The organism is Nonomuraea sp. 3N208 (genome assembly GCF_052245935.1).
GTDB lineage: Bacteria > Actinomycetota > Actinomycetes > Streptosporangiales > Streptosporangiaceae > Nonomuraea.
In genome coordinates this window covers 262,944-280,707 of record NZ_JBQQBR010000003.1, presented here as the reverse complement: position 1 = coordinate 280,707, position 17,764 = coordinate 262,944, and the positions used below count along the sequence as shown (strand labels likewise).

At 70.3% G+C, this 17,764-nt stretch carries 14 protein-coding genes; 9 read left to right on the top strand and 5 right to left on the bottom strand.

Features of this window, described 5'->3' with window-relative positions; translation table 11 throughout:
• Positions 1–8: 8 nt before the first annotated feature.
• Together ACTWPT_RS05750 and ACTWPT_RS05745 are read right to left on the bottom strand one after the other, a co-directional pair.
• Complete coding sequence (locus ACTWPT_RS05750) at positions 9–1,079, bottom strand: hypothetical protein (protein ID WP_443176178.1); 1,071 nt, start codon at positions 1,077–1,079, stop codon at positions 9–11.
• 22 nt (positions 1,080–1,101) lie between these two features.
• Complete coding sequence (locus ACTWPT_RS05745; protein ID WP_443176177.1) at positions 1,102–2,229, bottom strand: SPFH domain-containing protein; 1,128 nt, start codon at positions 2,227–2,229, stop codon at positions 1,102–1,104.
• Between the two features lie 82 nt (positions 2,230–2,311).
• On the opposite strand from ACTWPT_RS05745, the gene ACTWPT_RS05740 reads away from it, so the two are divergent.
• The 7 genes from ACTWPT_RS05740 (at position 2,312) to ACTWPT_RS05710 (ending at position 11,831) form a co-directional block, all read left to right on the top strand.
• Entirely contained in the window at positions 2,312–3,139 is an 828-nt protein-coding gene (locus ACTWPT_RS05740; RefSeq protein ID WP_443176176.1) for a methyltransferase domain-containing protein, read from the top strand.
• Positions 3,136–4,026 carry a lysylphosphatidylglycerol synthase domain-containing protein gene (locus ACTWPT_RS05735; protein WP_443176175.1) on the top strand — a complete coding sequence of 297 codons (891 nt, stop codon included), beginning with the start codon at positions 3,136–3,138 and terminating at the stop codon, positions 4,024–4,026. Before ACTWPT_RS05740 ends, ACTWPT_RS05735 begins: the two co-directional genes overlap by 4 nt.
• 93 nt (positions 4,027–4,119) lie before the next feature.
• A complete protein-coding gene (locus tag ACTWPT_RS05730; protein WP_443176174.1) occupies positions 4,120–5,235 on the top strand; it encodes a glycosyltransferase family 4 protein in 1,116 nt (371 codons plus the stop codon).
• Positions 5,236–5,267: 32 nt separating this feature from the next.
• Positions 5,268–6,347 carry a sugar phosphate nucleotidyltransferase gene (locus ACTWPT_RS05725; RefSeq protein WP_443176173.1) on the top strand — a complete coding sequence of 360 codons (1,080 nt, stop codon included), beginning with the start codon at positions 5,268–5,270 and terminating at the stop codon, positions 6,345–6,347.
• 53 nt (positions 6,348–6,400) lie between these two features.
• Positions 6,401–7,294, top strand: a complete 894-nt coding sequence (locus ACTWPT_RS05720; RefSeq protein ID WP_443176290.1) for a DNA-3-methyladenine glycosylase family protein — start codon at positions 6,401–6,403, stop codon at positions 7,292–7,294.
• A 49-nt stretch (positions 7,295–7,343) separates the two neighbouring features.
• Positions 7,344–10,007, top strand: coding sequence for a bifunctional FO biosynthesis protein CofGH (locus tag ACTWPT_RS05715; RefSeq protein ID WP_443176172.1), 2,664 nt, complete (start codon positions 7,344–7,346; stop codon positions 10,005–10,007).
• 75 nt (positions 10,008–10,082) lie between these two features.
• On the top strand, positions 10,083–11,831 hold the full coding sequence (locus ACTWPT_RS05710; RefSeq protein WP_443176171.1) for a substrate-binding and VWA domain-containing protein: 1,749 nt from the start codon (positions 10,083–10,085) through the stop codon (positions 11,829–11,831).
• 72 nt (positions 11,832–11,903) lie between these two features.
• On the opposite strand, the gene ACTWPT_RS05705 is transcribed toward ACTWPT_RS05710, so the two are convergent.
• From ACTWPT_RS05705 to cofD, 3 genes are all read right to left on the bottom strand, one after another.
• Positions 11,904–12,635 (bottom strand): lytic polysaccharide monooxygenase, encoded by a 732-nt coding sequence (locus ACTWPT_RS05705; RefSeq protein ID WP_443176170.1) that lies wholly within the window; start codon positions 12,633–12,635, stop codon positions 11,904–11,906.
• Between the two features lie 92 nt (positions 12,636–12,727).
• Positions 12,728–14,050, bottom strand: coding sequence for a coenzyme F420-0:L-glutamate ligase (locus ACTWPT_RS05700; protein ID WP_443176169.1), 1,323 nt, complete (start codon positions 14,048–14,050; stop codon positions 12,728–12,730).
• A complete protein-coding gene (gene cofD / locus ACTWPT_RS05695) occupies positions 14,047–14,985 on the bottom strand; it encodes a 2-phospho-L-lactate transferase (RefSeq protein WP_443176168.1) in 939 nt (312 codons plus the stop codon). Before cofD ends, ACTWPT_RS05700 begins: the two co-directional genes overlap by 4 nt.
• 180 nt (positions 14,986–15,165) lie before the next feature.
• Between cofD and ACTWPT_RS05690 the strand changes: the two genes are divergently transcribed.
• Positions 15,166–17,079, top strand: a complete 1,914-nt coding sequence (locus ACTWPT_RS05690; RefSeq protein ID WP_443176167.1) for a hypothetical protein — start codon at positions 15,166–15,168, stop codon at positions 17,077–17,079.
• Between the two features lie 318 nt (positions 17,080–17,397).
• Positions 17,398–17,658 (top strand): WhiB family transcriptional regulator, encoded by a 261-nt coding sequence (locus tag ACTWPT_RS05685; protein WP_020546325.1) that lies wholly within the window; start codon positions 17,398–17,400, stop codon positions 17,656–17,658.
• Positions 17,659–17,764 lie beyond the last annotated feature (106 nt).

The following is a 17,764-nucleotide window of genomic DNA, read 5'->3' as shown; positions in this document are numbered from 1 at the left end:
CGCAGACGCTACGCGCGGTTCACCTGGTAAAGCCAGACGACCAGCGCGACGAGCGCCAACGCGGCGAGCACCGCCAGCGCGATCTTGATGGCGCTGTACGGCCGGTCGCCCTGGACCTCTCCGTTCACGCCGTTGATCAGTACTTGGTACGTCTTGCCGCCGTACAAGTAGTTTCCGATCCACACCGGCAGCAGCACCAGCTTGAACGTGACGTGCGAGTAATCCGTGTCGACCGAGAAGACGCGCTGCTCGTCGCCGCCGATGTCGCGACGGCAGTCGCCGTGGATGACCCCGGCCATGACGGTCTTGGCCTGCTCCATGCCGGTCTGCGGCTCGGTGTCGTAGCGCAGGGTGTGGTGCCCGGCCACGTAGCCCGGGTCGAACGGGACGGCCTGCTTCAGCGGCCACGGCTGGAGCTTGTCCAGCCGTTCCCTGGGCGCCTGCGTCGTGGCGGCGACCAGCACGTCGTCGAAGGCGCGCGTCACCCGGCCACTGGCCGGGTACCAGCGGGTGCGTCTCTCACGACGGCTCCTGCCGTTATGGCGCTTGGTGACCCAGTAGTGCTTGCCGCGCTGGCCGACGTAGTCCGAGACCGTGTGCGCGTCGAACGTCCAGTGCGGCAGGTAGGTGCTTTTCATGGTCTCCGCCTCGGTCACCTTCTTGAGGCGGTTCGGGGCGAACCAGCGGGTCCTCGCCCAGACGCCCAGGGCGTGCCTTGCGCCGCCCCGATCCAGGCCGAACGGGAGCACGGCCTCAGGGGCGATCTGGGTGTCGTTCGCCGTGTCGGCGACCAGGGCGGTGCCGCAGAACTGGCACGCCTTGGAGATCGCGTCGCTCTCCGTGCGGGCGGCGCAGCCCGGGCAGGTGAACTGGTGGGGCGCGAGGGTGTGGACACGGGGCTTGGCCGGCAAGGCGTCGTAGGAGTGCTCGCGTACCTGGCGGGTGGGCGGGGCGATGTTCTGCCGCAGGCCGCAGTACGGGCACTGGAGGGCTGTCGTGCCCGGGGCGAAGGCCACGCTCGCGCCGCAGCCGGTGCACGGCTGCGCCGGGGCGCCCGACGTCTGCGGGTGGGTAGTCACGGGGGGTTCCTCTCGGGCGTGTTCAGGCGGGCGGCAACGGCGGCGGCGTGTCACGCAGCAAGGCGGCCAGCTCGGGAACGTCACGGGCGGGCGCCCATTGCGGCATCCCGGCCTTCCAGACCAGCACGTCCGGGGTGAGCCCGGCGGCGGGCAGGGCGGCCTCGTCGAACGGCCCGCGCCGCTCCCCGCCGATGCCGAGGTACCACTGGGGGAGTGGCGGAGGTCCCTGGGGATGCTGGGCGGTGGGTGGTTGGCCGGGCTGGGGGTACTGGGCGGCGGGCGGCTGGCCCGGCTGAGTGGGCTGGGGTTGCGGGGTGAGGGAGGCGGCCATGTGCTGGCCGGCGGCGATGCCCATGCCCAGGCCCATGCCTTCGGCGGCGCCGCCGGCGTTTTCCAGCGCGTTCGCGGCCTGGAACCGAGCGTAGTCCCCGAGGTCGCCGACGATCCCCATCTGCGAGCGCTTGTCGAGCGCCCGCTCCACCTCTTCAGGCAGCGAGATGTTCTCGATCGTGAACGCCGGGATCGCGATCCCGACCCCGGCCAGGTCGGCCGTCAGCACCTCCGCCAGCCGCCGCCCCATCTCGTGCTGGTTGGCGGCGAGATCGAGCACCGGCACGCCGGCCGTGCCGAGTGCGTGGGCGAGCCGGCCCAGCACCATCTGGCGCAGGTAGCCCTCCACCTCCTCGGCACGGAACTGGGGATCGGTCCCGGCCAGCTCCCGCAGCAGCGCACGCGCGTCCGTGACCCTGGCCGAGTACGCCCCGAACGCCCGCAGCCGCACCGGCCCGAACTCGGCGTCCCGCACCATGACCGGGTTCTGTGTGCCCCACTTGAAGTCGGCGAACTGGCGGGTGCTGACAAAGTACACCTCGGCCTTGAACGGCGAGTGGAAGCCGTACTTCCAGCCCTTCAGCGTGGACAGGATCGGCAGGTTCTGGGTCTCCAGTGTGTACGTGCCCGGCGCGAACGCGTCGGCGATCTCGCCCTCGTTGACGAAGACCGCGATCTGCGACTCGCGGACCACGAGCCGGGCGCCCATCTTGATCTCGTTCTCGTAGCGGGGGAAACGCCAGACCAGAGTGTCCCGGCTGTCGTCCAGCCATTCAACGATGTCGATGAATTCGCCGCGAATCTTGTCGAACAGCGCCACTTTGCCCCCGTACGTCCTTCTCCTGCCAGGTCGGCCACCGTACCAAAGCGAGTTGGCGGTGAGATGGGTACTGTGGGGCTCCGTGGGGAAGCAACGGCTCGCGCAGCTCGAATACTCGGAGTTCCAGTCCGCCATGCTCGACGAGGAGAAACGGCGGCGGAAGGCAGCGAAGATCATCGCTGTGCTGGAGCACTTCCGTGGGCCGCTGGGCGGGCTGACCGTGGCCGATGTGGGATGCTCGGCCGGCTTCATCGCCGATGAGCTGGCGCAGGCCGGGGCCGGGCACACGCTGGGCATCGACATCGACGTGCCGGGGCTGCGCAAGGCGGCCGACCGGTTCGGCGAGCGGGTGGCGTTCGTCTGCGGCGACGGCACGGCGCTGCCGTTCCCCGACAAGTCGATCGACGTGCTGGTGTTCAACCACATTTACGAGCACGTGGTCGACCCGGACGGGGTGGTGGCCGAGATGCACCGGGTGCTCTCCGACGACGGGGTGCTCTACCTGGGGCTCGGCAACCGGCTCGGGGTGATGGAGCCGCACTACAAGCTGCCCTTCCTGTCCTACCTGCCCTCTGCGCTCGCCGATCGGTACGTGCGGGCGTTCGGGCGGGCCGATCACTACTACGAGCGGTTCAGGACGCGGCGCGGGCTGCGGAGGATGCTCAGGGCCTTCCACGTGTGGGACTACACGTTCCCCGTGCTCGCCACGCCGACCCGGTTCGCCGGTGGTGAGCTGTTCCCCGGCCTGCCGGGGAAGGTGGTGCGGGCCGCGCTGGCCAGGATGCCGCGCGCGGTGCTCACGGTGCTGCTGCCGGTCGTGCCGACGTACCTGTGGGTGGCCACCAAGACCCCGAAGCGTCCCGTGGGCGCGGCGCTGCCGCAGCCTCCCGAGCGGGTTCGCCCACTGTGAGTCAGGAAATCGAGCGGCGGCCCCGCACCGGGCGCAGGGTGCTCCGGCTGGGGTTCCTTGTCGTCGCGCTCGGCTTCGGCGGATGGGCCGTGGCGTCGCAGTGGGACGCCGTGATCGCCGGGTTCGCCAGGCTGTCCTGGGCCGCGCTGGCCGGGTCGCTCGTCGCCGTGGTCGGCGCGCTGCTCGGGGCCATGCTCACGTGGCGCACCCTGCTGGCCGACCTGGGCTCGCCGCTGCCACTCAGGCCCGCGGCCAAGGTGTTCTTCGTGGGCCAGCTCGGCAAATACATCCCCGGTGCCGTCTGGCCCGTGCTCGCCCAGATGGAGATGGGCCGCGACCTCGGCGTGCCGCGCTCACGCAGCGCGGCGGCGTTCTTTCTGATGATGCCCATCCAGCTCGCCACCGGACTGCTGGTCACGCTGGGCACGCTCGGCTGGGACAGGTACGGCTGGTTGCTGCTGCTCATCCCGCTGCTGCTGGTCCTGCTCGAGCCCAAGGTCATCAACGCCGTGATCGCCTTCGGGCTGCGGCGGCTCAAGCGGGAGCCGCTCGAACGCCCGCTCACCCGGCGCGGCATGCTGACCGCGCTCGGCTGGGCGCTGGCCGGCTGGACCGCCTATGGTGTGCACCTTTACCTCATCGCCCCGCAGGGCGGCCTGCTGTTCGCCGTCGGTGCCTTCGCGCTGTCGTGGTGCCTGGGCATCATGACCTTCGTGGTCCCGGCGGGCGCGGGCGTGCGGGAGGTCGCCATGGTCGCGGTGCTGGCCCCCCAACTTGACAGCGGCTCCGCCATTGCGGTCGCCCTTTCCTCCCGCATTGTCATCGTCGTAGGAGATCTGATCTGCGCTGGCCTGGCGGGAATTGCGGCGCGTCGGGACTCGGTGTGATTTGACGCACCTTTTAGGGGAGGCTGGTCATAAGCTGAACTTTAGAGGGGGACGTCCAGTCCCACGTTGATCTTGAGGGGAGAAGATCTACGTATGCCTCGTGTGCTCGTCGATGCGGCGGCCGTCCCCGCGGACCGCGGCGCGTTGATCAGATATGTGGACGGGCTCGTGGCGGCCCTCCACCGGGCCGGCGCCGACCTCGCCGTCGTATGCCAGCGGGCCGAAGCGGATCGATATCGGCGGCTGGCGCCCTCCGCCGATGTGCTTTCCGGACCCGTCGCGATCACCAACAGGGCCGCCAGGCTCGCCTGGGAGCAGACCGGACTGCCTTTGCTCGCCCGCCAGGCCGGGGCCGACGTCATCCATGCCCCCTACTACTCCATCCCGCTCAGCTCGGGCCTGCCGACCGTGGTGACGGTGCACGATGCCACCTGGTTCACCGAGCCCGACCAGCACAGCCCGCGGGCGTCGTTCTTCCGCTCGGCCACCCGCACCGCCGTTCGCCATGCGCAACGCGTGATCGTGCCGTCCAAGGCGACACGGGACGAGCTCGTACGCGTGCTGGCCGCCGACCCCACCCGCATCGACGTCGCCTACCACGGCGTCGATCTGGCGCAGTTCCACCCGCCGAGCGAGGAGGAGATCCGCCGGGCCGCGATGCGGTGTGGGCTGCACGGCCAGCCGTATGTGGCGTTCCTGGGCAATCTGGATCCGCGTAAGAACGTTCCGAACCTCATTCGCGGGTTCGCGGCCGCCGTGAAGCGGCTGGAGAAGCCGCCCGCGCTGGTGCTCGGCGGCGGCGTGCACGAGAACGACGTCGACGCCGCCTGCCGGGAGGTCGAGGCCACGGTCAAGGTCGTGCGGCCCGGCTATCTGGGGGCGCCCGACCTGTCCGGGTTCCTCGGCGGGGCGCTCGTCGTGGCCTTCCCGTCGCGGGGCGAGGGGTTCGGGCTGCCCGTGCTCGAGGCCATGGCCTGTGGCGCGCCCGTGCTGACGACACACCGCACCTCACTGCCGGAGGTGGGCGGGGACGCGGTGGCCTACACTGAGCCGGACGCGGACAGCATCGCCGCGGCACTCGGGGAGTTGCTCGCCTCCGCAGAACGGAGAAAGCAGTTGCAGGAGGCGGGGCTGGCAAGAGCACGTGAATTCACGTGGGACGCCTCGGCCGAGGCGCATCTCAGCTCTTATCAACGCGCCATCGAATAGTTCGGTAACCTCACGGAGTGATGGAGAGCTCTTTGCCAGACCTCGAGGCGATCCTCCTGGTCGGGGGGCAGGGCACGCGCCTGCGTCCGCTGACACTGGGCACGCCGAAGCCGCTGCTGCCCACTGCCGGAGTGCCTTTCCTGGCCCACCAGCTGGCTCGGGCACGATCGTTCGGCGTGCGCCGGATCGTGTTCGCGACTTCGTACAAGGCGTCCATGTTCGAGCCCGCCTTCGGTGACGGGGCGGCATTCGGGCTCTCGCTTGAATACATCACGGAGGAGACTCCGCTCGGCACCGGCGGGGCCATCCGCAACGCCGCCGAGGCGCTCACCTCCCGCCCTGACGACCCCGTCCTCATTTTGAACGGGGACATTCTGTCCGGACACGACATCGAGCACCAAGTGCGTATGCACGTCGCACAGCGGGCGGCTGTCACGCTCCATTTGACAGAAGTGGACGATCCCACGCGGTTCGGGTGCGTACCGACCGACGAGAGCGGGCGGGTCACGGCGTTCCTGGAGAAGACCCCCAATCCGGTGACCAACCGGATCAACGCCGGTTGCTACGTCTTCACCCGGTCCGTGATCGACTCGATCCCGAAGGATCACGTCGTGTCGGTGGAGCGGGAGACGTTCCCAGGGTTGATCGAGTCGGGGCAGCTCGTGCTCGGCTATGCCGACCGCACCTACTGGCTGGACGTCGGCACCCCCGCCGCATTCGTGCAGGGCTCGCGTGACCTGGTGCTGGGGCGGCTGCAGTCGCCCGCGCTGCCGGGGCCGACGGGCGAATACCTGGCGCTCGCCGGCGCCAGGATCTCGTCGGAGGCCAAGGTCCGGGGCGGCACGGTGGTCGGCGCGCGGGCGGTCGTCGAGGCCGGGGCGTCGGTGGTCGGCTCGGTGCTGATCGACGACTGCGTCGTCGAAGCAGGCGCATCCGTGACGGACTCCGTTGTCGGCAGGGGCGCGCGGGTCTGCGCGGGCACGGTGGTGCGGGACTCGGTGATCGGCGACGGGGCCATCGTGGGGGCCGGCAACGAGCTCCAGAACGGCGTGCGCATCTGGCCGGGGATCGAGCTGCCGGAACGCGCGATGCGTTATTCCAGCGACGTCTGAGGATCGCGCACCTGGTCCGAACGTCTGAGCGGGTGGGGCAGACTGGACCGGTGATGGAGCGCAGGTGGGCGCCCGAGGGGCCGCTGGACGTGGGGCTGGCGTTGTCGCCGCACAGGCACGGCAACGGCGATCCCACCTGGCGGCGGACTCCCGACGGCGCCGTGTGGCGCACCTCCAGGACGCCCGACGGGCCGTGCACGCTCAAGGTGAGCGTCAAGGGCGGATGCGTGCACGGGCAGGCGTGGGGCCCGGGGGCGGAGTGGGCGCTGGAGACGCTGCCGGCGTTGGTGGGGGCCGACGACGACGTTTCCGGATTTATCGTCAAGCACGAGCTTCTGGCGGATGTCGTGCGGAAACATCCGGGGCTGCGGATCGGACGGACCGGCCGGGTCATGGAGGCCCTCGTACCCGCCGTGCTGGAGCAGAAGGTCGTCGGGCAGGAGGCCTGGCGGGCGTGGCGGTGGCTGCTCGCCCGGTACGGCGAGCAGGCGCCCGGCCCGGCGCCCGAGGGCATGCGGGTGATCCCCGAGGCGGCCGTGTGGCGGCAGATCCCGATCTGGCACTGGCACCGCTCGGGCGCCGAGGCCGTCCGCGCCAGGACCATCGCGAACGCCGCCTGGCACGCCGACAAGCTGGAGGCCGCCACGACCACCCAGGAGCTCGACCGGCTGCTGTGCGCCCTGCCGGGCATCGGGGTGTGGACGTCCGCCGAGGTGCGCCAGCGCGCCCTGGGCGACCCCGACGCCTTGAGCGTGGGCGACTTCCACCTGGCCAAGATCGTGGGATACGCCCTGACGGGGGAGAAGACCGACGATCCCGGGATGTTGCGGCTGCTGGAGCCGTACCAGGGGCATCGGCACCGTGCGACGGTGCTCATCACGCTCTCGGGACTGCGCCCGCCCGCGCGCGGGCCGCGGATGTCCGTCCGGGACTACAGGCGCTTCTGACCGGGCCCTGGGTGCGAGCCGCGAACCCAGCCCGTCGTACTGTGCCTTTATGGATCTGGTCAGTGATTCCGCGCTCCGCCGTGCGCTCGCCCGCGCCCGCGACGGCAAGAGCCTCGACGTCGCCGAGGCAACCGTACTGCTGCATGCTCGTGGCCCCCACCTCGACTCACTCCTGGAACACGCCGCCCGCGTGCGCGACGCCGGTTTGGAGGCGGCCGGCCGGGCCGGGATCATCACCTACAGCAGGAAGGTGTTCATCCCGCTGACCAGGTTGTGCCGGGACCGGTGCGGATATTGCACGTTCGCGACCGCGCCGCACAAGCTGGAGTCACCGTTCCTGAGCCCCGACGAGGTGCTGGAGATCGCCCGGCAGGGGGCGGCGATGGGGTGCAAGGAGGCGTTGTTCACGTTGGGGGACCGGCCCGAGGACCGCTGGCATCAGGCCCGCGAGTGGCTGGACGCGCACGGCTACGACGACACGCTGTCGTACGTGCGGGCGATGGCGATCAGGGTGCTGGAGGAGATCGGGCTGCTGCCGCACCTCAACCCCGGCGTACTGAGCTGGCGTGACCTGCAGCGCCTCAAGCCCGTCGCGCCGTCCATGGGGATGATGCTGGAGACGACGTCGCGACGGCTGTTCGAGGAGAAGGGGCAGCCGCACTACGGCTCGCCAGACAAGGACCCGGCGGTACGGATGCGCGTCCTGGAGGACGCCGGGCGGACCAACGTGCCGTTCACGACGGGGATCCTGATCGGGATCGGGGAGACCGTCCAGGACCGGGCCGAGTCGATCTTCGCGATCCGGCGGGTGGCCCGCGAGTACGGCGGGATCCAGGAGGTCATCGTCCAGAACTTCCGCGCCAAGCCGGACACCGCCATGCGCGGGCTGCCCGACGCCGACCTGCAGGAGCTGGCCGCCACCATCGCCGTGGCCCGCCTCGTGCTCGGCCCCCGCGTCCGGCTCCAGGCGCCGCCGAACCTGGTGGACTCGGAGTACGAGCTCATGATCCGGGCCGGGATAGACGACTGGGGCGGGGTGTCGCCGCTGACTCCCGACCACGTGAACCCCGAACGGCCGTGGCCGCAGATCGACGAGCTGGCCGCCCGTACGGGGGAGGCGGGGTTCCGGCTGCGGGAGCGGCTGACCATCTATCCGGAGTACGTGCTGGCCGGGGAGCCGTGGCTGGATCCGCGCCTGAGCACCCACGTCGCCGCCCTTGCGGACCCGGCTACAGGGCTGGCCCGGGAGGACGCGGTGCTGGAAGGCCGCCCGTGGCAGGAGCCCGACGGCGGGTTCGACGCGTCGGGGCGGGTGGATCTGCACGTCGAGGTGGACACGTCGGGGCGCGCCCAGGACCGGCGGGACGACTTCGACCACGTGTACGGCGACTGGGACGCCCTGAGGGACCGCCTCGGCGCGGTGGACCCCGTCTCCCCGGACTCGGCCGCCGGGCTCCTGGCCGCACCGGCGCCGGCAGGCAGTGTGTCTGCGGGGGGACCTGGTGCGGGGACGGCGGCCGCGGGCGGCGGGCGTGGGGTGTCCGGGGGTGTCCGGCAGGCGCTCAGGAGGGCCGAGGCGGATCCGGCGGGTCTGACAGACGACGAGGCCGTCGCGCTGCTCAGCGCGGAAGGGGAGGCGCTCGACGAGCTGGCCGCCATTGCCGACGCCCTCAGAACGCAGGCCGCGGGCGATGACGTGACCTACGTCGTCAACAGGAACATCAACTTCACCAACGTCTGCTACACCGGCTGCCGCTTCTGCGCCTTCGCACAGCGCCGCACCGACGCCGACGCGTACACGCTGAGCCTCGACCAGGTGGCCGACCGAGCGCAGGAGGCGTGGGAGGCCGGGGCGACCGAGGTGTGCATGCAGGGCGGCATCCACCCCGATCTGCCCGGCACTGCTTACTTCGACATCGCCAAGGCCGTGAAGGCGCGGACGCCGGACATGCACGTGCACGCGTTCTCACCGATGGAGGTGATCAACGGGGCGAGCCGGACGAACATGTCCATCCGGGACTGGCTGGAGGCGGCCAAGGAAGCGGGCGTCGACTCGCTTCCCGGGACGGCGGCGGAGATCCTCGACGACGACGTGCGCTGGGTGCTGACCAAGGGCAAGCTCCCGACGAAGGAGTGGATCGAGGTCATCACGACCGCGCACAAGGTCGGCATCCCGACGACGTCCACCATGATGTACGGCCACGTCGACACCCACCTGCACTGGGTCAGGCACATCAAGCTGATCAGGCGCCTGCAGGAGGAGACCGGCGGGTTCTCGGAGTTCGTGCTGCTGCCGTTCGTGCACACCAGCGCCCCTATCTACCTGGCCGGCATAGCCCGCCCCGGTCCCACGGCCCAGGAGAACCGGGCCGTGCACGCGCTGGCCAGGATCCTGCTCCACGGCGCGATCGACAACATCCAGTGCTCCTGGGTGAAGCTCCGTGACGACCTGTGCCGGCAGGTGCTCCAAGGCGGCGTGAACGACCTTGGCGGCACGCTGATGGAGGAGACGATCAGCAGGATGGCCGGCTCGGAGAACGGCTCGTACAAGACCATCAGCGAGTTGCGCGCGATGGTCGAGGTCAGCGGCAGGCCGGTCAGGCAGCGCACCACCGAGTACGGCGTCCCGAGCCCCGAGCGTCTCCAGGCGTCCCAGACGAGCGATGGCGTCTGCCAGAGCGTCAGGAGGGTGTTGCCGATCGCCCAGTTGTAACATGTTCTACCAATAGCTTGCGGCCGCTATGGGAGTCGCTGGGAGAATCATCACTCCCCTGGAGAGAGGTTCACCGTGCGGTTGGGTCGACACCGCGTCGCGCTGACCCCTGAGCAGCGACGCAGCAAGGCGCTGCAGCGCGGCATGCTGGCAGGGCTCACGGCCGTTGCCGTCGCCGCCGTTGCCGTCGTCGTGGTGTTCGGCGGCGTCGGCACGCTGTGTTCCACACGAGATCCTGTTCTGGTCAGTGTGGCCGCCGCGGTCGACGTGGCCCCCGCGGTCATGGAGGCCGCCGGGCGGTTCAACGACACGAAGACGTCGGTGGGTCGCCGGTGCGTGCTGGTCCAGGTGACCGAGCAGCCGCCGGCCACTGTTCTGCGCACGCTGATCGGCGACCGGGCGGGGGTGCTGAGCGAGCGGCCCGATGGCTGGATCGCCGACTCCTCGGCCTGGATCAGGCTGGCCCGCCAGCAGGGCGCGAGCGCGCTCCCGGCAGGGGAGAGTGTGGTGGCGACCTCGCCGCTGGTGTTCGCCACCCGCTCGTCGCTGGCGCAACGTTTCTCCGTGGGCAAGACCGAGATGAACTGGCGGATGGTCTTCCCCTCGACCGTGCGCGGGCGGCTGACGCCTACAGCGAACGAGCCCGACGTCGTACGCGTGCCGGACCCGTCGCTCGCCGGGGCGGGCATCGCGACCGTGGCCGCAGCCAGGGACGTCGTCGGCACCGGGCCGGAGGCGGACAAGGCGCTCACGGCGTTCGTCCGGTGGGCGCAGGCCGGCTCTGCGCCCGACTACCGCAGCATGCTGGATGCGGTCGATGACCGCGCGTTCTGGCAGCGTCCCGTGGTCATCGTCCCGGAGCAGTCGGTGTGGAACCACAACCTGAGCCCCTCCGCCGACCCGGTCGTCGCGCTGCACCCGCGTGAGGGCACGATCAACCTCGACTATCCGTACGTCGTCACCGCCACCGACCCCACGGTGGCCGAGGCGTCCACCGCGTTCGCCGAGTGGCTGACGGGGGCGCAGGCGCAGGAAATCGTGCGGCGGGCGGGGTTCAGGTCGGGCGATGGCCGCCAGGGGCCGATCTCGCCGGGGCCGCAGATCCCGCCGGCGGCCCCGAAGACCAGGTCGTCGGTGTCGCCGCAGGACATCGACGAGGCGCTGCGGGCCTGGAGCAGGCTGGCACCGCCGACCAACATCCTCGTACTGGCCGACACCTCCAAGCACATGGCCGAGCCGCTGAAGGGCAGCACCCGGGTCAGGGTGGCGCTGGACGCGGCCAAGATCGGGCTGCAGCTCTTCCCTGATTCCACGCACATGGGGTTGTGGGAGTTCGCGGACGGGCTGGGGCAGACCAAGGGCTACCAGGAACGCGTCGGGCTCGGGCCGATCAACGAGCCGGAGAGCGGTCAGGTGATCCGCAGGAGCCGCCTGGGCGAGATGACCACCACGATCACCGCCCATCCGGGGCGGGACAGCTCTTTGTACGACTCGATCCTCAGCGGGTTCCAGGAGGTCGCCGGGGAGTACCGGGAGGACATGAACAACACGCTCCTGGTGATCACGGCGGGCAAGGACGATGGCAAGGGCACCCGCTTGGCGGAGCTTCTCGAGGTGCTGCGGCGCGATTGGAAGCCGGATCGGCCCGTGCAGATCGTCATCATCGCCTTCGGGGCGGATGTGGATCGGGGGGGTCTGGGGCAGATCGCGGCGGCTACCAATGGGTCGCTGCATGTGGCGCAGGAGCCGGGGGAGATCATCGACGTCTTCCTCGCCGCCCTGGCCCGCCGCCTCTGCCACCCCACGTGCAAACCGACCGCCTGAGGGTTCGGCGGCACGGACGCGAAAGGGGGCGCCCATGTCATGTGAAAGGGGCGCCCCCTTGGCGTCAGCGGGTCAGAGTCGTTGCCAGAGGGCTGGGACGTTCGGCGGTTCCCAGCCGGCGAGTGACGTGTGCGCCTGGATGCAGCGGTAGCTCACGCCGTTGTACGTCACCGTGCTGCCGACCGCGTACGCGACTCCGGCCCTCCACGTGCCCGAGGGGGTGGTGGTCGTCGGCGTCGGCGTCGGGGTGGGCGTGGGGGTGACCGTCGGAGTGGGCGTCGGGTTCGGGTTGCCGCCGCCGATCTGGAGGTCGATGCAGGAGTAGAAGGCGTTGGCGGTGTCGGAGATGTTCCAGATCGCCAGGACCTTCTGGCGGCCGGAGTAGCCGGACAGGTTGACCGTGTGCGAGACCGTCGCCGGCGGTTGCTGGTTGTTGCCGCTGAACACGGCCACCCTGGTGTTGCCGATGTAGTACTCGTAGTTGCTCGTGGCGTGCCGGGCGGTGAACGTCCAGGTGAAGGTCACCGTGCTGCCCACCGAGGCGACGGGCCACGGCTTGCTCTCGTCGCTCAGCTGGGCGAACTGCGACAGGTTGGCGTGGCAGCTGCGCAGACCCTTCGGCCCTTCCACGCTCTGCGGCTCGTAGATGATGTTGCCGCAGTTGGGCACCTTGCCTTGTGCGCAGTTGGCCTGCCGGCTCGGTGGCGAGTTGACGTACCCGTGCGCGAGCGCCGGAGTGGTGTTGAAGAGCGTGGTGGCGAGAGCGATCATCACCACGGCGACTAACGTGAGCGTCCTTCGCATGAAAGCGGCTCCTTTACATGGGGGGATACTCCGAATGTAAAGGAAACTTTCCTAACGGTAAATGGTGTGCTTACTTCAGTTGCGGACGCCGGTCAGCGTGTCACGATGAAGTCCGCCGGATCGCGGGGCGCCCGATCGCGGGGTGGGGCCGCTGCGTGGCCCACGGCCACGCAGCCCATCGGATCCCAGGAGTCCGGCAGGTCGAGCACCGCGCGGACGACCGGGCGGCAGAACATCGTGGACGACACCCACGCCGAGCCGAGCCCTTCGACGGCGAGCTGAATCAGGAAGTTCTCCACCCCGGCGCCGGTCGCCACCACGAACATCTCCCGTTCGGAGGCGTTGCGCCGCGCGTCACGGTATGTGTGCGACCCCTCCATCACCAGGCACGGCACCACCAGGTAGGGCGCATGACGCAGCACGTCGCCCCGCCTGATCCGCTTGGCGATCGACTGCTCGCTGAACCCGTCTCCGCGCAGGTCCTCGATCCACGCCTCGCGCATCGCGTCGAGCAGCTTCCTCCGCGTCTCCGGCGACTCGACCAGCACGAACCGCCACGGGGTCGTGTGGTGCGGCGCCGGCGCGGCGATGCCCGCCGCCACCGCCCTGCGCACCGCCTCGGGATCGACGGGCCGGTCGGAGAACTCCCTGATCGTACGGCGCGCGAACACGACGTCCCGCGACCCGTACCGGAACAGGTCGTCGTCAGCCGCCCGAACCAGCGGCCGCACCCCGGGCCCGTCGTCGTCGGTGACCAGGTGGGACAACCCGCGGACGATCGCCACGGGCACGCCCTCGAGCTTGCCCTTGACCAGCTCGGCCGCGCCCGCGATCTCGTCGGCCAGCGCCGTGACGGTGGCGCTGAGCTGGTTGCCGTATCCGTCGGACGTGCCGCGGAAGTCGTCAAGCGGCCGCATCCCCGCCACCCCGATCGCCACGTCGGTGAGCCCGTTGCGCCACGGCCGGCCGAACGTGTCCGAGACGATCACGCCGACCCGGGCGGCGGCCAGCCCTGCCCTGATCCGCCTGGCCGAGGCGTCGGGGTCCTCGGGGAGGAGTAGCACGGTGCCCGGCTCGGTGTTGGAGGCGTCCACCCCGGCGGCGGCCATGACGAAGCCGTGGCGGGTCTGGGAGATCACGGTGTCGCCGCGCCTGGCGACCACGCGCTCGGTCTCGTCCTCGATCGCCTGGACGCGGTCCGGCGCCCAGCGGATCCGGCCCTCGGCCTTGCTCACGATCTTGGAGGTGATGACCAGGATGTCGCCGTCCCGGAGGCCCGCGTCCGCGAGCAGGACCGCGATGTCGTCTCCGGGCCGCACCTCGTCGATGCCGGCCACGGCGATCACTTCGATGCGCTGGGGCGCGCTGTGGAGCGGGGCGCCCGCGGCGTGGTCCGGGCGTTCGGCGATGGTCATCGGGCGAGCTCCAGGGCCAGGTCGAGCGCCCCGCGGGCGATGGCGGCCGCGGCTTCGGCGTCGTGCATGAGGAGTGGGCGGGCGACGACCCGCACCCCGTCGAGCGCGACGCTCTCGTCCTCCTCGGCCACCAGCCAGCCGTCGATCAGATCTGAGCCGTAGAGCTCCAGCACGGCCTGAGCGCTCGTCTCGACCCCGATGGCCGTCAGACAGGCGTCGGCCATGCCCCGCACCGGCGCGCCGCCGATGATCGGCGACACACCGACCACGGTCTTGGCGGTCAAGGCGTCGCGGATGCCCGGGACCTGGAGGATCGTGCCGATGCTGACGACGGGGTTGGATGGCGGCAGGATGACCACGTCGGCCTGCTCGATGGCCTCCAGCACGCCCGGCGCCGGCTTGGCGGTGTCCACCCCCACCAGCGCGAACGACTGGGCGGGGACGGAGGCACGCAGGCGTACCCACCACTCCTGGAAGTGCACCGCGCGTTTGCCGTGCTCATCCTCGATCACCACGTGTGTCTCGCAGCGGTCGTCGCTCATCGGCAGCAGCCGCACGCCCGGCTGCCAGCGCGTGCAGAGTGCCTGTGTGATCTGTGAGAGCGGGTAGCCGGCCGCCAGCATCTGCGAGCGGACGATGTGGGTGGCGAAGTCGCGGTCGCCGAGCCCGAACCACTGCGGCTCCATGCCGTACGCGGCCAGCTCCTCCTTGACCACGTGGGACTCCTTGGCCCGGCCCCAGCCCTGCTCCTCGTCGATGCCGTTGCCCAGGGTGTACATCACGGTGTCGAGGTCGGGGCAGACCCGCAGGCCGAACAGGGTGATGTCGTCACCCGTGTTGCCGATGACGGTGATCGTGGCGTCTGGCTGGGTCGCGCGCAGACCGCGCAGGAAACGGGCGCCGCCGATGCCGCCGGCGAGTGACACGATGTGCATGCGGCCCAGTCTTTCACCGGCCTCCGACAAGCCTGCCGGGGGAGTGGTCTTCCCCGCTCTTAGGGGACCTACTTGCTGGTATAGGCCGAATTGAGATGAAAGGGGTTCGTGGGACTCCCGTCGCGCGACTTGACGATGTGGCAAACTCCCTTCGGGCTAAAGGGTCCGTTGGGGGTATTTGTGAGCAAACTTGACGTCGCCCGGCTGAAGGAGCCGGCCGCCTGGATCATGCTCGTCACTGGGCTGATGAACGTGCTGCTGGCGATCGGTCACATCCTGATCGGCTCGTCGTCCGCCTCGACCTTCACGGGCCGCGCGGCCGCGAACTTCTTCAGCGTGACGAGTCCGGTCGCCATAGCGTTGTTGCTGGGTGCGGTGCTGCTGGTCACCAAGGTTGGCCAGCCGTCGGCCAAAGCCAAGCCGATCATGTACGGAGCGGCGGTCGGGCTGGTACTGGCATCGGTGTTCGGCATGCTGGCACTGCTGCTCGGGTTGTTCGCAGGTGACGGGGCCCGCGACATCGTGGAGTACGTGCTCTTGGGCGCGCCCCAGCTGGCGTTGACCGCCATCGCGCTCGTGTACCTGATCCCGCAGGTCGTGCCCGAGCGTCCGGCCGCGCAGGTCTACCACCACCCCCAATTCGCCCAGCAGCCGCCGTTCGCCGGCGGCCAGCAGGACCCTGCCGCCGCCTACGGGCAGCCCCAGCCCGGGTACGGCCAGCAGCCCGGTTACGGCCAGCAGCCCAGTTACGGGCAGCAGCCGCCGCCCGGGCAGCAGCCGGATTACAGCCAGCAGCCCGACTTCGGTCAGCAGCCGCAGATGGGCCAGCCCCCCTCCGGGCAGCCCGGTTTCGGTCAGCAGGAGCAGCCCGCCGCCGGCTACGGCCAGCAGCCGCTGTCCGGGCAGCAGCCCGTCCCCGGCCAGCCGGAGCAGGGGCCGCCCGCCTACGGGCAGCAGCCCCCCTACGGTCAGCAGCCTGAGTACGGGCACCAGCCGCCGTCGGGCCAGCAGCCCGGGTACGGGCACCAGCCCCCGTCGGGCCAGCAGCCCGGGTACGGCCAGCAGCCGCCGAGTTTCGGTGGCGGTCAGCCCGAGCAGTCCGCCTACGCGCCGCCCGCCGATGCCCAGCCCCATCAGACGGCCGAGCCCGCTTATAGGCAGCCGCAGCCGGAGGCGTACCAGCCGGTCAGGGCCGCGCTCCCGCCTGCGCCGTCCGACCAGCAGCAGCCCCAGGGCTTCGGCCAGGGCTCCGGGTTCGGGCAGGGCTCCGGGTTCGGGCAGGATTCCGGGTTCGGGCAGGTCGGCTATACCTCCTCCGACACGACGCCGAACGTCGACCGCGCGGTCCCGGAGTACACCACCCCGCCGGCCCAGGAGTACAACACTCCGGCCGCCGAGTACCAGCCCGCCCCGTACGTCCCGGCGGACAGCCAGCCGAACCTCTACGGCCAGCCGAGCCCCAACCCCTACGCGTCCCCCGGGAACGACCCCTACGCGCCGTCCGGGAACGACCAGAGCCCGTACGCGCCGCAGGACGCCTTCGCCACCCCCGCCGAGCAGCCCCCCTACCCCACGGGCGAGACCTCGCCGAACGCCCCGTTCCAGCCGCCGTACCAGGGGCAGAGCGCGTTCGACCAGGCACAGCAGGGCGGCACCCCGTTCACCGGCTATTCGGGCGCCGAGTACGCCACCCCGAACGCCTACCAAGAGCCCGACCCGCCCGTGGACCCGCGCTCCCAGCAGCTCATGGACGCCTACCAGCAGGCGGAGACGTACCAGCACACGGCCGCCGCCGGCACCGCGCCCGACCTGCGCGTGCCGGACTACGCCGCCCAGCCCGGTCCGTACGACGACCCGTTCGGCCATCCGCAGCAGCCCCAGCAGCAGAGCGCGTACGAGCCCCAGCAGGGCGCGTACGAGCCGCGCCCCTACCAGCCGACCCACCAGGCGCCGGCCGGCACGCAGGACCAGGGGGAGTCGACGATGCGGCTCGACCCGTCGGCCTACCGGGGAGATCCCCTCGGCGGCGGCCGCCCGGGGGACGACCCCATCGACCCGACCGCCATATACACCCCCAACGAGCCACGCAGGTAACGGACCGGCAATGAACGGCTAGAGAGAAGGTGCGTCGCGGGCGGGCGTCTATCCCGCCCTGATACGGTTCGGACCGCTGACAGGTTGAACGAGTCTGACCGAAACCATTGAGCGGATGGGGTGGGCCGGGCGAGAACATCACATGGCAAGCACACCGGGGCGAGGTCTGGTCTTTCCCCGGATACCTGCATGCCGCTTGACGTCAGCTACGGCACGCGCGTGTAATTACAACCATGTTGTTACGCCTTCCGGTGGGTGGGTACTAAGGAAGGCGTCCATGGGGGGCTCCATTGCGGGCGGGCGGCAGGGAGGTGTGCAGTGACCGATCCGGTCATCGCACAGGATCAGCTTGACGCTGAAGAACTCGGCTGGCAGGAGCGCGCGTTGTGCGCGCAGACCGATCCGGAGGCGTTCTTCCCGGAGAAGGGCGGCTCTACCAGAGAGGCCAAGAAGGTCTGCCGATCGTGCGAGGTCCGTGCCGAGTGCCTTGAATACGCACTCGAGCACGATGAGCGCTTCGGCATCTGGGGTGGGTTGTCCGAGCGGGAGCGCAGACGGATCAAACGCCAGGCCGTTTAGTCATAGAGGGGGTCACGCGGCACAGCCGCGTGACCCTTTTCGCACCTCTTTGACCCGCTTTCGCCTGTAGGGTGGGCGCGCCTGATCATCCCCCCAGGAGTCGCCC

Excerpts from the sequence above, each read along its gene's own strand:
- cofD (WP_443176168.1), bottom strand. The coding sequence starts at position 14,985 with ATGCACATCGTGTCACTCGCCGGCGGCATCGGCGGCGCCCGTTTCCTG.
- ACTWPT_RS05705 (WP_443176170.1), bottom strand. The coding sequence starts at position 12,635 with ATGCGAAGGACGCTCACGTTAGTCGCCGTGGTGATGATCGCTCTCGCC.
- ACTWPT_RS05700 (WP_443176169.1), bottom strand. The coding sequence starts at position 14,050 with ATGACCATCGCCGAACGCCCGGACCACGCCGCGGGCGCCCCGCTCCAC.
- ACTWPT_RS05715 (WP_443176172.1), top strand. The coding sequence starts at position 7,344 with ATGGATCTGGTCAGTGATTCCGCGCTCCGCCGTGCGCTCGCCCGCGCC.
- ACTWPT_RS05720 (WP_443176290.1), top strand. The coding sequence starts at position 6,401 with ATGGAGCGCAGGTGGGCGCCCGAGGGGCCGCTGGACGTGGGGCTGGCG.
- ACTWPT_RS05730 (WP_443176174.1), top strand. The coding sequence starts at position 4,120 with ATGCCTCGTGTGCTCGTCGATGCGGCGGCCGTCCCCGCGGACCGCGGC.